The 15,436-nt window shown below is 65.3% G+C and carries 8 protein-coding genes, 1 tRNA gene and 1 pseudogene; 7 read left to right on the forward strand and 3 right to left on the reverse strand.

The window, feature by feature from the left end; genetic code table 11:
• Positions 1 to 564 precede the first annotated feature (564 nt).
• The 3 genes from gltB (at position 565) to pyk (ending at position 8,204) form a co-directional block, all read left to right on the forward strand.
• Positions 565 to 5,163, forward strand: coding sequence for a glutamate synthase large subunit (gene gltB / locus E9229_RS14550; protein WP_183512345.1), 4,599 nt, complete (start codon positions 565 to 567; stop codon positions 5,161 to 5,163).
• Positions 5,156 to 6,613: a glutamate synthase subunit beta gene (locus E9229_RS14555; protein ID WP_183512346.1), complete on the forward strand. Its 1,458-nt coding sequence runs from the start codon at positions 5,156 to 5,158 to the stop codon at positions 6,611 to 6,613. The genes gltB and E9229_RS14555 overlap by 8 nt, the downstream gene beginning before the upstream one ends.
• A 61-nt stretch (positions 6,614 to 6,674) precedes the next feature.
• Positions 6,675 to 8,204, forward strand: a complete 1,530-nt coding sequence (gene pyk / locus E9229_RS14560) for a pyruvate kinase (RefSeq protein ID WP_183512347.1) — start codon at positions 6,675 to 6,677, stop codon at positions 8,202 to 8,204.
• 87 nt (positions 8,205 to 8,291) lie between these two features.
• Here the strand turns inward: pyk and E9229_RS14565 are convergent, their stop codons facing one another.
• Positions 8,292 to 8,912 (reverse strand): ANTAR domain-containing response regulator, encoded by a 621-nt coding sequence (locus E9229_RS14565; protein WP_183512349.1) that lies wholly within the window; start codon positions 8,910 to 8,912, stop codon positions 8,292 to 8,294.
• 248 nt (positions 8,913 to 9,160) lie between these two features.
• Between E9229_RS14565 and E9229_RS14570 the strand changes: the two genes are divergently transcribed.
• The 4 genes and pseudogenes from E9229_RS14570 to E9229_RS14585 all read left to right on the forward strand — a co-directional run.
• Positions 9,161 to 10,435, forward strand: coding sequence for an APC family permease (locus tag E9229_RS14570; protein ID WP_246380790.1), 1,275 nt, complete (start codon positions 9,161 to 9,163; stop codon positions 10,433 to 10,435).
• 183 nt (positions 10,436 to 10,618) lie between these two features.
• Positions 10,619 to 10,699, forward strand: a tRNA-Leu gene (locus E9229_RS14575).
• Between the two features lie 512 nt (positions 10,700 to 11,211).
• Positions 11,212 to 12,420, forward strand: coding sequence for an amidohydrolase family protein (locus tag E9229_RS14580; RefSeq protein ID WP_183512351.1), 1,209 nt, complete (start codon positions 11,212 to 11,214; stop codon positions 12,418 to 12,420).
• A 300-nt stretch (positions 12,421 to 12,720) separates the two neighbouring features.
• Positions 12,721 to 13,492: pseudogene (locus tag E9229_RS14585) on the forward strand (IS256 family transposase); the annotation flags it as partial.
• Positions 13,493 to 13,570: 78 nt separating this feature from the next.
• Here the strand turns inward: E9229_RS14585 and E9229_RS14590 are convergent.
• Together E9229_RS14590 and E9229_RS14595 are read right to left on the reverse strand one after the other, a co-directional pair.
• On the reverse strand, positions 13,571 to 14,560 hold the full coding sequence (locus E9229_RS14590; RefSeq protein WP_183512352.1) for a tyrosine-type recombinase/integrase: 990 nt from the start codon (positions 14,558 to 14,560) through the stop codon (positions 13,571 to 13,573).
• Complete coding sequence (locus E9229_RS14595; RefSeq protein WP_221184670.1) at positions 14,557 to 15,414, reverse strand: tyrosine-type recombinase/integrase; 858 nt, start codon at positions 15,412 to 15,414, stop codon at positions 14,557 to 14,559. Before E9229_RS14595 ends, E9229_RS14590 begins: the two co-directional genes overlap by 4 nt.
• Positions 15,415 to 15,436: the final 22 nt, after the last annotated feature.

The following is a 15,436-nucleotide window of genomic DNA, read 5'->3' on the forward strand; positions in this document are numbered from 1 at the left end:
CTGCGTAGTCCTTACTGATGGACAATCTGCTTCTATGCAAATAAGTTTGTACCACAAACTAGTTTGTGTCAATAGGTAGATTGTGAGAGCCCGCGGTGCACGCGAGCGGCGGGCGCAGCGACCGGGCCCGCTGACGCATTCGGGGTACGAATTGCGCGCGGGAAGGCTGCCGACGCTCCGAGCCAGGTTAAATCCATGTAACAAGGAGGTGCTTCCGGCCACATCCGGCGGTGTGGGTGCTAATCTTCTGAATACCTCGATAACTGGTTTGATTGATCCCCACGGGCCCCGATCAGCCACGTTGCAGCAGGCCCGGCACGGTAAACCCGTTCCGCCCGCACACACCACAAGGACGTGGAATCCCCGTTCAGCGCCCGGCCCCCACATCGGGGCCCGACGCCAACGGGTCGATTGAGTCCGACGGTCCCACCACCTCGCCGACCCGCGTTCGCGACCCCTCGAAAACCCTTGTACGAAGATGGCCGGGACCTGTACCTGGCCGCCTGCCTGGGGCCGATGTCGTCCCCGCCCTTCACGGCACAACACTTGGAGAAAGGACGACTCATGAGCATCACCGGAGTCCAACTGAACGCCTCGCCGGTTTCCGGCGGGGACCCATCCCCGCCCAACGCCCTGTTTTCGAACCTGCCCGGAGCCCATGGCCTCTACCATCCGGACAACGAGAAGGACGCGTGTGGCCTGGCCGTCATCGCGACCCTGCGCGGGGTGCCCGGCCACGACATCGTCGTGTCGGCACTGACCGCGCTGCGCAACCTCGAACACCGTGGCGCAGTGGGCGCCGACGAGGGAACCGGCGACGGCGCCGGCATCCTCACCCAGATCCCGGACGCGTTCCTGCGCGACGTCACCGGATTCGAACTACCCGGGGCCGGCAGCTACGCCGTGGGCAACGCCTTCCTGCCCGCCGATGCGGCAAACCGAAGCGAAGCCCGCTCGGGTATCGAGGCACTGGCAGCCACCGAGGGCCTGGAGGTCTTGGGCTGGCGTGAGGTGCCCATCGATTCCTCGACCATCGGAGACATGGCACTTGCCTGCATGCCCGCGTTCGAACAGCTCTTCGTCGTCGCCGAGGACGCGGCCAATGACCTCGACGCGCGCGCCTTCCGCCTGCGCAAGCGCGCCCAGAACAAGTACGGTGTCTACTTCCCGTCTTTCTCCTCGCGGACCATCGTCTACAAGGGCATGCTGACCACGGCGCAGCTCGGATCGTTTTACCCGGACCTTACCGACCCGCGCTACACCACCCTGCTGGGAGTCGTGCACTCGCGCTTTTCCACCAATACCTTCCCGTCCTGGCCGCTGGCCCAGCCGTTCCGCACCATCGCGCACAACGGCGAAATCAACACGGTCAAGGGCAACCGCAACTGGATGCGCGCCCGCCAGGCCCAGCTCTCCGGGGCAGTGCTGGGCGAGGATCCGGAGGAGCTGTTCCCGATCTGCACCCCCGGAGCCTCGGACTCGGCGTCGTTCGACGAGGTCGCCGAACTGCTGATGCTCTCCGGTCGCCCGATCACCCAGGCGATCATGATGATGATCCCCGAGGCCTGGGAAAACCATGCCACCATGGATGCCGACCGGCGCGCGTTCTACCAGTACCACTCGATGCTCATGGAACCGTGGGACGGCCCGGCGGCCGTTTCGTTTACCGACGGAACGCTGGTCGGGGCGGTGCTGGACCGCAACGGACTGCGCCCGGCCCGGTACTGGGTCACCGATGGGGGACTGGTCATCCTGGCCTCCGAGGTCGGCGTGCTGCCGGTGGACCCGGCAAGCATCGTCGCCAAGGGCCGTGTGGCACCGGGCAAGATGCTCCTCATCGATACGGCAGCCGGACGGATCATCCCCGATGACGAGGTCAAGGCGGAGGTCGCAGCCGCCAACCCGTGGGCAGACTGGGTCAAGGAAAACCTGATCCCACTCTCATCGCTGCCCGAGCGTGAGCACGTGGTCCACAACCCGGCCTCCATCGCCCTACGCCAGCGCACCTTCGGCTACACCAACGAGGAACTGAGCATGCTGCTCGCCCCGATGGCAGCGAAGGGTGCCGAACCGCTCGGTGCCATGGGCACCGATACGCCGATCGCCGTGCTCTCGGAAAAGCCGCGGTTGCTCTTCGACTACTTCACCCAGTCCTTCGCCCAGGTGACCAACCCGCCGCTGGATGCCATCCGCGAGGAACTGGTCACCTCGCTTTCCACCTCGATCGGACCGGACGGGAACCTGTTGAGCCTGGAGAAGGTCTCCTCCCGCCACGTCGCGCTGGACTACCCGGTAGTGACCAACGACGAACTGGCCAAGATCGCCAACCTGCGCGGCGAAGACGGCAACAAGGTGGCGTTGAAGGTCCGTGGGCTCTACCGGCCCGAGGGCGGGGAAGCAGAACTGCGTGCCCGGCTGCAGGAAATCTGTGAGAAGGTTTCGGCGGCGATCAACCGCGGCATCCGCTTCATCGTGCTCTCGGACCGCGACTCCACCGCCGCCTGGGCGCCGATCCCGTCGCTGCTGCTCACCTCCGCCGTGCACCACCACCTGCTTAAGAGCGCCAACCGCACCAAGGCCTCGCTGCTGGTCGAGGCTGGCGATGTGCGCGAGGTGCACCACGTGGCTGTGCTCATCGGCTACGGTGCCTCGGCGGTGAACCCGTACCTGGCCTTGGAAACCGTCGAGGACATGGCTTCGCGCGGCGAACTCGGGGACGTGGACGCCGCCGGCGCCCACGCGAACCTGATCAAGGCGCTGGGCAAGGGCGTTTTGAAGATCATGTCGAAGATGGGCATCTCCACCGTCTCCTCCTACTGCGGGGCGCAGACATTCGAGGCGCTGGGCATCTCCGTGCGCGTGGTCGACCAGTACTTCACCGGCACCCGTTCGCAGCTAGGCGGCGTCGGGCTCGATGCCATAGCGGCGGAAACCGCGCTGCGCCATGCCGGCGCCTACCCCGCCGACGGCAATCCCGAACCGCACCGCATGCTGGAGACCGGCGGCGAATACCAGTGGCGCCGAGAGGGCCCGCCGCACCTGTTCAACCCAGAAACGGTGTTCAGGCTCCAGCATGCCACCCGCGAACGCCGCTACGACATCTTCAAGGCCTACACGACCGGGGTCGACGAGCAGGCCAAGGGGCTGATGACGCTGCGTGGGCTGATGGAATTCAAGGCCGGGCGTACGCCCCTGGACATTGATGAGGTCGAACCGGTCTCCGCCATAGTCAAGCGGTTCTCCACCGGTGCGATGAGCTACGGCTCTATCTCGAAGGAAGCCCACGAAACGCTGGCCATCGCGATGAACCGGCTCGGTGCCAAATCGAACACCGGCGAGGGCGGCGAGGACGTGGAGCGTCTGCTGGATCCGGCACGCCGCTCGGCAGTCAAACAGATCGCCTCGGGTCGCTTTGGCGTCACCAGCTTGTATCTGGCGAACGCGGACGACATCCAGATCAAGATGGCCCAGGGAGCCAAGCCCGGGGAGGGCGGTCAGTTGGCTGCCAACAAGGTCTACCCCTGGATCGCCGCGACCCGGCACTCCACACCCGGGGTCGGGCTGATTTCCCCGCCGCCGCATCACGACATCTACTCGATCGAGGACCTGGCCCAGCTGATCCACGACGCCAAGCGCGCCAACCCGAAAGCCCGCGTCCACGTGAAGCTGGTCTCCGAGGTCGGCATCGGCACGGTGGCCTCCGGGGTCGTGAAGGCCAAGGCCGACGTGGTGCTGGTCTCCGGCCACGACGGCGGCACCGGAGCCTCCCCGCTGAATTCGCTGAAGCACGCCGGCATTCCCTGGGAGCTCGGCCTGGCCGAGACCCAGCAGACGCTGATGCTCAACGGGCTGCGCGGCCGCGTGACGGTGCAGGTCGACGGGCAGCTGAAGACCGGGCGCGACGTGGTCATCGCGGCGCTGCTCGGCGCCGAGGAATTCGGCTTCGCCACGGCCCCGCTGGTGGTTACCGGCTGCATCATGATGCGCGTCTGCCACCTGGACACCTGCCCGGTGGGTGTAGCGACGCAGAACCCGGCGTTGCGTTCGCGCTTCACCGGACAGGCCGAGCACGTGGTGAACTTCTTCGAGTTCCTGGCCCAGGAGGTGCGAGAGATCCTCGCTTCCCTCGGGTTCGCCAGCATCGAGGCGGCCATCGGCCACGCCGAGCTGCTGGATCGGCGTTCGGCCATCGACCACTGGAAGAGCGCCGGACTGGACCTGGCCCCGGTATTCGCCGGGGAGGGCCCCGGCCCGGATTCCCCGGTGCGCCGGGTCACCGGCCAGGAGCACGGGCTCGATGAGCACTTCGACAACCGGCTCATAGAGCTGGCCTCCGATGCGCTGGAGCAACGCGCCCCGGTGCGGATCGTGCTGGAGGTGGCGAACACCGACCGTTCGGTGGGCACCATGCTCGGCTACGAGGTCACCAGCGCCTTCGGCATCGACACGCTGGCCACCGACACCATCGACGTGAGCCTGCACGGGCAGGCCGGGCAGTCGCTCGGTGCCTTCCTGCCCGAGGGCATTACGCTGCGCCTGTTCGGCGATGCAAACGACTACGTCGGCAAGGGCCTCTCCGGCGGTCGCATCATCGTGCGCCAGGACCGGGCGGCGCCCATTGCCGCGGCGCACAACGTCATTGCCGGCAACGTGATCGGCTACGGCGCGACCAGCGGCGAGATGTTCCTCTCCGGCATGGTCGGGGAACGCTTCCTGGTCCGCAACTCCGGTGCAACGGCCGTCGTCGAGGGCATCGGCGACCACGGCTGCGAATACATGACCGGCGGCATGGCGCTGATCCTGGGTCCCATCGGACGCAATTTCGGTGCCGGCATGTCCGGCGGCACGGCCTATGTGCTGGACCTGGACCCGGAGCTGCTGAACTCCCACGCGCTCGCCGACGGCGAACTGCTGCTGCAGCACCCGGACGCCGCCGAATCGGCGCACGTGCAGGGGCTGTTGGCCCGGCACGTGGAGGAAACAGGATCGGCGCTCGGCGCGTGCCTGCTTGCCGACTTCCCTGATACGGCAGCCCGGCTGACCAAGGTGCTGCCGCGCGACTACGCGGCAGTGCAATCCACCAGGGCCCGGGCGCAAGCCGAAGGCCTGGACCTCGACGGCGAAACCGTCTGGTCCCGCATTCTGGAGGTGACCCGTGGCTGATCCACGCGGATTCCTGAACATCACCGAACGCCAGACCCAGGTCCGGCGCCCCGTGCCCGTGCGCATCATGGACTACAAGGAGGTCTACGAGGCGCAGACCCCCGATGTGCTCAAGGCGCAAGCCTCGCGCTGCATGGACTGCGGCATCCCGTTCTGCCACCAGGGCTGCCCGTTGGGCAACCTGATCCCGGAATGGAACGACCTGGCCTACAAGGGCCGCATGATTGATGCCGCCGAACGCCTGCATGCGACGAACAACTTCCCGGAGTTCACCGGGCGGCTCTGCCCGGCCCCCTGCGAGTCTTCCTGCGTGCTGGGCATCAACCAGCCCGCGGTGACGATCAAGCAGATCGAGGTGTCCATCGCCGACACGGCTTTTGCGCAGGGATCGGTGCACCCGGTGCTGCCGCAGCGGCACACCGACCAGACGATCGCCGTAGTCGGTTCCGGTCCCGCCGGACTGGCTGTGGCCCAGCAGCTGACCCGCGCCGGGCATACGGTTGCCGTCTACGAGCGCGATGACAAGATCGGCGGGCTGCTGCGCTACGGCATCCCGGACTTCAAGCTGGAGAAGGACCTGGTTGACCGGCGCGTGGAGCAGATGCGGGCCGAGGGCACGCGCTTTAGGACCAACGTGGAGCTGGGCAAGGACATCTCCTGGGACCAGCTGCGCCGCCGCTTCGACGCGGTGGTGGTGGCCACCGGCGCCACCGTGCCGCGTGAACTGCCGATCCCGGGCCGGGACCTGGCCGGGGTGCACCACGCGATGGACTACCTGGTGGCTTCCAACCGCCTGGTCGCCGGGCTCGATGTCGCCGATCCGATCGACGCCGCCGGCAAGCACGTGGTGATCCTGGGCGGCGGAGATACCGGCGCCGATTGCATCGGCACCGCCCATCGCCAACGCGCCGCCTCAGTCACCACGCTGGCCATCGGACACCAGCCGGGCCAGGAACGACCGGAACACCAGCCGTGGCCGATGTTCCCGAACCTGTTCGAGGTTGCCAGCGCCCACGAGGAAGGCGGTGAGCGCACCTATCTGGCCTCCACGATCGAATTCACCGGGCAGGACGGCGTGCTCACCGGGCTGAAGGTGGCGCGGACCGGGTTCGTGGACGGGGCGCGTGTCCCGCTGCCGGGAACCGAGCGGATCATCGAAGCCGACCTGGTGCTGTTGGCCCTGGGCTTCACCGGCCCGGAGCCGGCTGGCCTCACCGAGCAGGTCGACATCGAGTTTGATGACCGGGGCAACGTCGCCCGCGATGGTTATTACATGACCAACACACCGGGGGTGTTCGCCGTCGGGGATGCCGGCCGCGGGCAGTCCCTGATCGTGTGGGCCATCGCCGAGGGGCGTTCCTGCGCCGCGGCAGTGGACAAATACCTGATGGGCGAAACTCGCCTTCCGGCCCCCGTCGCACCCGGCGACCGGGCCATCAGCATGCTGTGACCGGTACGCCACGCTGGCGGCATCGGGACTCTAGAACGGAAAGGCGGATAGGCTGAAGCCTATGAGACGCGCAAAAATCGTGGCCACTTTCGGCCCTGCGATCGGAACTTACGATAAGACCCTGGCAGTGCTTGCCGCCGGCGTGGATGTAGCACGCCTGAACATGAGCCACGGCGACCACTCGATGCATGCGGAGAACCTGGCCAATGTGCGCCAGGCTTCCGTTGAACTCGGTCGCCCCGTGGGCATCTTCGCCGACCTGCAGGGGCCCAAGATCCGGCTGGGCCGCTTCATCGACGACAACAAGCACATGCTTGCCGTCGGTGACACCTTCACCATCACCATCGACGACGTGCTGGGCACCGGCGCGTTGTGCTCGACCACGTTCAAGGGCCTGCCGGCCGACGTGAATCGCGGTGACATCCTGCTGATCAATGACGGCAAGGTGGCGCTGCGGGCCACCGAGGTCACCACGACTTCGGTCATTACCGAGGTCGTGGTGGGCGGAGAGGTGTCCAACAACAAGGGCATCAACCTGCCCGGCGTTGCAGTCAACGTCCCGGCGCTGAGCGAGAAGGACGAGGATGACCTGCGCTGGGCCATCCGCGCGGGCGTCGACATGATCGCCCTGTCCTTCGTGCGCAACGCGAGCGACATCTCCCGGGTCCACGAGATCATGGACGAGGAGGGCCGCCGGCTGCCGGTGATCGCCAAGATCGAGAAGCCGCAGGCGGTGGACGCGTTGGATGAGATCATCGACGCGTTCGACGCGATCATGGTTGCCCGTGGCGACCTGGGCGTTGAACTGCCGCTCGAAGAGGTCCCGCTGGTGCAGAAGCGCGCCATCGAACTGGCCCGGCGCTGGGCCAAGCCGGTCATCGTCGCCACCCAGGTGCTCGAGTCGATGATCGAGTCCCCGACCCCGACTCGCGCCGAGGCCTCGGACTGCGCCAACGCGGTGCTCGACGGAGCCGACGCCGTCATGCTCTCGGGCGAGACGTCGGTCGGAGCCTACCCGATCGAGACCGTGGAAACGATGGCCCGGATCATCGAATCCACCGAACGCCACGGCCTGGACCGGATCCCGGAACTGGGCACCCAGCCCAAGACCCGCGGCGGTGCCATCACCCGTGCGGCGGTGACCGTGGCGAACCAGCTCAACGCCAAATACATCGTGGCGTTCACGCAGTCCGGCGATTCGGCCCGGCGCCTCTCGCGCCTGCGCCCGAAGCTGCCGGTGCTGGCCTTCACCCCGTTGAAGCAGACCTACAACATCATGACGCTGATGTGGGGGATCCAGCCCCGTCTGGTCGAATTCGCCGACCATACGGACAAGATGACCGCCCAGGTGGACCGGGCGCTGCTGCAGGAGGGCCTGGCCGAGGTCAATGACCTGGTCGCGATCGCCGTCGGTTCCCCTCCGGGACAGTCCGGTTCGACGAACACGCTGCGCATCCACCGGGTCGGCGACCTGGCCGATGCCGGTCAGCTGGTCGAGGGCAAGTCTGTGCCCGCCCGCGAAAAGGTCGGCCCGTGGCGCACCACCGACCAGGAGGCCACCGAGGCAGCCGCGAAGGCCAACGGAAACTAGCACCGAACCCGGGGGGACCCGGGATACGCCGAAGGGCGGCACTCCCAGTATGGGGGGTGCCGCCCTTCGGGGTTTGGCTGGATGTGGCTATTTGACCTGGTCGATGACCGTCTCGGCCACCTCGCGCATCGAGAGCCGGCGGTCCATCGAGGTCTTCTGGATCCAGCGGAAGGCCTCGGGCTCGGTCAGGCCCATCTTGGTGGTCAGCAGCGACTTGGCGCGCTCCACCAGCTTGCGGGTCGCAAACTGCTCCTGCAGGTCCCCGACCTCCTTTTCCAGGGCGACGAGCTGGTCGTGGCGGGACATGGCGATCTCGATGGCCGGGACCAGGTCGGCCGGGGTGAACGGCTTGACCACATAGGCCATGGCGCCGGCCTCGCGGGCGCGGTCGACCAGTTCCTTCTGGCTGAAGGCGGTCAACAGCACCACCGGGGCGATGCGTTCCTTGGTAATGGTCTCCGCTGCCGTGATCCCGTCCATGACCGGCATCTTCACGTCCATCAGGACCAGGTCCGGCTTCAGCTCGCGGGCCAGCGCCAGCGCCTTCTCCCCGTTGTCCGCCTCGCCGACCACGTCATAGCCCTCACCGCGCAGGATTTCGACGATATCCAGGCGGATCAGTGTCTCGTCCTCCGCGACGACGACGCGGCGGGGGACCGGGCCGGGTGCCGGCGCTGGAACCGGAGTGATCTGGGGAAGTTCAGTCATGGGGGCTGCTCCTGGAATCCCGGTGGTGCCCGGGTCGACAAAGGGTGGTTCTCAGCCAAGCCTAGTATGTCCGTCCCCGTAAACGGGGAGTGATCCGCCCAGCGCTGAAGGGATTTTCGACTCAGTTGCCGGGATCGCTCCGGATGGTTCGCGCATCGGGTCCGGCTCTGCTCGTTCACCGTGCGTTCACCGGCGGATGCGACGATGTCATCCATGAGTTCCTCCCCGTCCCTGAAACGTTCGGGCCGTTGAGCACAGCCACCCCCGAACCGGCGCTGCGGCGTTCCCTCGGCACCGGGGATGCGGTGCTGATCGGCCTCGGATCGATGATCGGTGCGGGCATCTTTGCCGCTTTCGCCCCGGCTGCCGCCGCTGCGGGGACCGGGCTGTTGCTGGGCCTGTGCATTACCGGCATCGTCGCGTTCTGCAATGCAGCATGCTCGGCCCAGCTCGCTGCCCGCTACCCGAGCTCCGGTGGGACCTACCTCTACGGGCGTAAAAGGCTGGGGCCGTGGCCCGGTTTCCTGGCCGGCTGGGGTTTCCTGATTGGCAAGACGGCAAGTTGCGCCGCGATGGCCCTGGTCTTCTCCGCCTATGTAGCGCCGCCGGGCTGGGATAAGCCCGTGGCTCTGGCCGCCGTGGTGGTCCTCGCGGGGGTGAACTGCTTCGGTGTGACCCGGACCGCGGCAATGAACCGGGTCATTGTGGTGTTCGTCTTGCTGGTGCTCGGGTTGGTCCTGGCGGCCGGGTTGGTGGCGGTGAACTCCGGTAGGGGAGCAGTACCTCAGCTTGAATCGCCGGGCCCCGGGGTCCATGGAATCCTGCAGTCGGCGGGGTTGCTCTTCTTCGCCTTTGCTGGATATGCGCGCATCGCGACCCTGGGAGAGGAAGTCAGGAATCCTCGCCGGACCATCCCGCGGGCGATCATGATCGCGCTGGGCGTCACCTTGTTGCTGTACGCGCTGGTGGCCGTCGTGCTGCTGACTGTGCTGGGGCCCGCGGTGTTGGCATCTTCCACCGAGCCGCTGGTCCGGCTGGTGGTTGCCGGGGGATGGGGCTGGGCAGGCCCGATCGTGCGGATCGGTGCCGCGGCCGCCGTTTTGGGTGCGTTGCTTGCCCTGTTTGCCGGTATCGGACGCACCGCCCTGGCCATGGGCCGCCACGATGACCTTCCCCGGTTCCTGGCGCGGGTGGACCCGAAATACCGGGTGCCCCGCAACGCCGAGATCCTGGTGGCAGTGGTGGTGTGTTTTCTGGTGTCGGCCGTTGATCTGCGTGGGGCCATCGGCTTCTCCTCGTTCGGGGTTCTGGTCTACTGCGTCATTGCCAATGTCTCGGCATTGACGCAGCCGGTGGGGGAGCGGATTTATCCCCGGATCGTGGCGGTGCTTGGTGCCATTGGGTGTCTCACGCTGGTGGCCACGTTGCCACGGCCCTCCATTGCCGCCGGCATCGTGGTGTTGGTGGTGGGCGTCGTATACCGGCTGATTCAGTTGTGCGCACTGGCTGGAAAGCCTTCCTGACCTCGGGTGAAGAGCCGTGGATTGCCGTGGTGACAATAAGCAGGAGACCGCGCCGCGCGGCTCCATGGTGGTGATTTCTCAATATCGACCCGTGACATGTAAAGTTATGTACCGCACCGGGACGAAGAATATTCGTCATGGTGCCGACTTCCGTCAGGCCTCGGCCTAGCGGACGTTGTGCCCGCCCAAGTGGCGGAATGGTAGACGCGCTGCACTCAAAATGCAGTATCGAAAGGTGTGTGGGTTCGAGTCCCACCTTGGGCACAACCGGTCCCGATCCCTTATTTGATAAGGGGTCGGGACCTGCTTTCGTTTAAGCGGCAGGGTCTGTGTTTGGCAGCACCCCTGGACACCTCGGCCGCACCATCACAGGGTTCCGCCTTATTAGGGGAAAAGCGGCTTCTGTTTCGGCAGCCCCGGACAAGCCCTCCAGCCGGCGCCGTACACCCCAGGAAATGACCGCGTTCAGCCGGGCCCATTCCATCAACTTCGTTCCTTGAAAGTGCCGGTGCTTCCTGGCCGTGCGCCAACGGGAACCCGAACCCCTGTGCGAGGTGTTCCTCCGGATCTTGAACCGGGGGATAGCATCTGTGCCGCAGCCCGGGAAACCGGCATCGGGAGAATCCAAGGTGAAGGCCGAGATCTGGAACTTCTTGTGGGCCCCATTTCACGAGCACTTTCCATGGGTATCGGCGCACGCACCCCATTTCGCGAGCACTTTTCATGAGTCTCGTCGCGGTCTTGCAGGGCTGAGGGTCGGTGGGGAAAATGGGTGCATGCATGCTATTCGGGTTCGCCATGCCTACGACGGTGAGTCGTTTATGGCTGCCGGCGCAACAGTCTTGATCGAAGGCGGATTGATCATCGGCGTTGAGTCCTACGAGTTTCCGATCCCCGGGTTTTGCGAGGTGACGCACCACGAAGGGACGTTGTTGCCGGGTCTGATTGACGCCCATACCCATCTCGTCACAGACAGCGGGGTCTCAGCCTTGGGCCGGGTCGCAGGCTTCTCCGACGAGGAGATCGAGCAGGTTATCTCCACCGCGTTGCACGATCAACTCATGGCGGGTGTGACGACGGTACGCGATCTGGGGGATCGGAGATTTTGCGTCCTCGAGCGCCGGGATCGGCAGCTGTCGGCCCCCGTGATCGAGCCTCAGATCGTTGCTTCCGGGCCGCCGTTGACAAGTACGAACGGGCACTGTCACTTCCTAGGGGGCGAGGTTTCCGGGACCGAGGAGATCATCAGGGCGGTAGCAGAACGGGCGGAACGGGGGGCCGACATCATCAAGGTGATGGCCTCGGGCGGTGTCAACACTCCGGGCACCGATGCGATGCTTACCCAGTTCACCGCCGATGAGCTGCAGCTGATCGTTGACAGTGCCCACGCGGCCGGTGTGCCGGTAACGGCGCATGCGCATGGAACTCCCGCGGTGGAGCAGGCACTCTCGGCCGGGGTCGATGGGATAGAGCATTGCTCTTGCGTCACCGCCCGCGGTTTCGGACAGGTCAGCGAAGAGACGCTCGCGGCTCTTGCGCGGAGCCGCATCGCGGTGTGTCCCACCCTCGGCTTGGACACACATCTGATGAAAAACTCGCCGCCGGAGGTACGGGCTATGCTGGCGAGGATCGGAATGACGGCTGAGGAGATCCTGCAGGTCAGGTCCGACTTTGTCGGCCGGCTGTACCGTAGCGGAGTGCGCCTGGTGTCCGGGGCCGACTCCGGCATCGGGCCGGCAAAACGCCACGGAGTACTCCCGTACGCAGTATGCGAGCTTGTCACCGCTGGCCTAAGCGTCGCCGAGGCCTTGGCTACGGCGACTTCGGGTGCGGCGGATGCATGTGGGGTCGGCGCAGGCAAGGGACGGCTCGCCGCCGGCTGCGACGCCGATCTTCTTGTCGTCGCCGGTGATCTTGAGACTGATGTGACTGCGTTGCATCGACTTCGATATGTGTTGCTACGCGGACTACCAGTCAGTATTTGACCGAACACAACACCGGTCGGCTGACCGGCTCTTCGTCATCAGGCATGGACGGAGGGTTTGATCCGATACGGGCGGACAGCCGCTGGCACCGAACAGATTGCGCAATCCATGGTTTTGGAAGTTCCCAAACCTGCAAGCAATCCTGCGTGTTAGCTCAATCGTCTTGGTGCGGTGTGGGTTGCGTCCCCTGGAGTGGTGTATTTTCCCTAGTCAGCGAGTTGCCCGCTTAAAGTAGCGAGCCACCGTGCGAAAGTCAGTGAGTACCGATCAAAGCAACTCACAGAAAGACATAAACACACGATGGCTCTAGACCGGTCTGCCCTGCTTGACCTGCTGGGACAACTCAAACAAACCGATGTCCCGGACCGGATCCGCACCGCGACCGAAACCCTCTACCAACAACTCATCGAGGCCGAAGCCACCGCCTTCATCGGTGCCGCCCCGTTCGAGCGCTCCAGCGACCGCACCACCCAACGCAACGGCACCCGCCCCCGCACCCTGACCACCACTGCCGGGGACCTGAATCTGAAGATCCCCAAGCTGCGCCACGGCTCCTTCTTCCCCGGCCTGCTTGAACGGCACCGGCGCGTGGACCAGGCCCTTTACGCGGTGGTGATGGAGGCGTACCTGCATGGGGTTTCCACCCGTAAGGTCGAGATCAAAGTCAAGGCCCTGGGTGCCGATACCGGAATTTCCAAGTCCGAGGTCTCGCGGATCTGCGTGGACCTGGACCACGAGGTCGGCGCGTTCCGGGACCGGGACCTCTCGGCCCTGGATTTCCCGTATGTGTTCCTGGATGCCACCTACTGCAAGGCCAGGGTGAATCACCGGGTGGTGTCCCAGGCGGTCGTGGTGGCCTTCGGCGTCGCCGCGGACGGGCGGCGGGAGGTGCTGGGCTTCGACGTCGGTGACAGTGAGAGCACGCAAGTCCTGGACCGCGTTCCTGCGCTCGCTCAAGACCCGCGGACTGGGCGGGGTGAAGCTGGTGATCTCCGATGCGCACGCGGGGCTCAAGACGGCCATCGCCACCGTTTTCCAGGGCGCCTCATGGCAGCGGTGTCGGGTGCATTATGCCGATGTCCGGATTATGCCGATATCACCGGTGGTGCCCTTATTCCGTGCGGGTTCCGGCGAATTGATGTCGGCATAATCAGAGCGTGCCGAGCCAGGCAAGAATGTTATCCGGGCGACGATATCTGCCCCGGACGCTGTTCAGCGGCCGAGTGCGGTCGATGGCGTCTTCTTTCACTTTCAGGTCCGCGGTGATGTAGATCTGTGTGGTGTCGACCTGCTTATGGCCGAGCCATAATGCGATGACGCTGGTGTCGATGCCAGCGTGGAGGAGTCGCATCGCGGCCGTGTGACGCAGCACATGGGCCGAAACGTGTTTGTCGGCCAGGCTCGGACAACTCCCGGTGGCTACTCGGGTATGGAGCTTGATGCGGTGTTCGATCGCATCGCGGCTGAGGTGCCGGCCTGCGCGGGTGGGAAATAACACGGCGCTGCCTGTCGGTGTCTTTTCCTTCGCCCAGTCGCGCAGCGTGGTGACTGTTTTCCTGGTCAGCGGGGTGATGCGGTCTTTGCGTCCCTTGCCGCGGCAAGACACGTGCGCACCAGCCCCCAGATGAATATCACTGACAGTGAGGCCGATCAGTTCCGAGACACGCAGTCCGGTCTGCACGGCAACGACCAGGAACGTGTAATCGCGCCGCCCGGTCCACGTGCTGCGATCCGGCGCTGCCAACAGTGCTTCGCACTCACTGTCCGTGAGGTAGTCGACGAGGTGACGATCAACGCGTTGGGGTGGGATCGCTAACACCCGGGCGATGCTGGCAGCATGTTCGGGATGGTGCAGGGCCGCGTAACGGAAAAGGCTATGGATCGCGCTGAGCCTGGCGTTGCGGGTTCGGGCGCTGTTACCGCGATCGTGTTGCAGGTGTTCCAGAAACGCGGTGATCTCGGTGGCATCGAGCTGGTCCCACTGCAGCGACGACGCCGGGACTTTATGGGTTGCGGCGGCGAACACGAGAAGCAACCTCAGGGTGTCCCGGTAGGCGGCGATCGTGTGGCTGCTGGCATCTTTCTGGCGAGTCAACCGGTCCGTGAAGAAGGACTGCAACGTGGCATTGATAACAGTCATGATCGCTCCTCGTATGCGGTCAGGCGCTGAGCGGCCGCGGCCATGAGTTCGGGGGCGGCGGACAGGTACCAATACGTTGCGGCCGGATCGGTATGCCCGAGGTAGGTTGAGATCAACGCCAGCTGAGCCTGACCGTCACCACCGGCGGCGTAGGCATCAAGCATCGAAGCAACAGTGAACGAGTGTCTCAGATCATGAATTCGGGGCTGGCACTTGTGTGACCGTGCCGACAGCCCCGCCTCGGTGACCATCCGCCGGAAGGCGTGGTGAACATTGCAATACAACAGCCGGGTGCCGGCCAGTGACAGAAACAGTGCCGGGCAGTCACTTCTGGGCTGCCACCGGGCACGGTCGGCGCGATACTTTTCCAGCGCGGTGACGGCGGTCGGATGCAGCAGCACCTCACGGGACTTACCGAATTTGGTATCCCGGACCCGCAGTAACTGCCGACTCTGATCAATATCGGTCATATCCAGCCGGATGGCCTCGCCGACCCGCATACCCGTGGCAGCCAATAGCCCAACCAGGGTAGCCATCGTTACCTGCCGTTGCGGGCAGGACAGGATCGAGGCGGCGCCCATCAACGCCGTGATCTCGGAGGCCGAATACAGATACGGTGTGGCCCGCGGCGGGCAGTAGGGCAGCAAACCCATCGGAGGAACTTCGACCGCCGCGTCCGAGATGCTCAGATAGCGGGCGAAGGTGCGAACAACGGACAACCGGTAGTTGCGCCAGCTTCCGTCCGACTTCTGGGGCAGGTTCGCCCACGACAACGCTGTTGCCGTACTGATCCCATCCGCATCAGAGGCGAGCAGATAGTCGATGTACTGGTTCAGCAGTTTCTCGGTGCGCACTAACGTGTATCCGAGCGCACGC

The sequence above is a fragment of the Paeniglutamicibacter cryotolerans genome (assembly GCF_014190875.1).
Classification (GTDB): domain Bacteria; phylum Actinomycetota; class Actinomycetes; order Actinomycetales; family Micrococcaceae; genus Paeniglutamicibacter; species Paeniglutamicibacter cryotolerans.

What these genes read in the sequence shown, in the direction of transcription:
- E9229_RS14580 (WP_183512351.1), top strand. Translation starts at nt 11,212, where the DNA reads ATGCATGCTATTCGGGTTCGCCATGCCTACGACGGTGAGTCGTTTATG.
- E9229_RS14590 (WP_183512352.1), bottom strand. Translation starts at nt 14,560, where the DNA reads ATGACTGTTATCAATGCCACGTTGCAGTCCTTCTTCACGGACCGGTTG.
- pyk (WP_183512347.1), top strand. Translation starts at nt 6,675, where the DNA reads ATGAGACGCGCAAAAATCGTGGCCACTTTCGGCCCTGCGATCGGAACT.
- E9229_RS14565 (WP_183512349.1), bottom strand. Translation starts at nt 8,912, where the DNA reads ATGACTGAACTTCCCCAGATCACTCCGGTTCCAGCGCCGGCACCCGGC.
- gltB (WP_183512345.1), top strand. Translation starts at nt 565, where the DNA reads ATGAGCATCACCGGAGTCCAACTGAACGCCTCGCCGGTTTCCGGCGGG.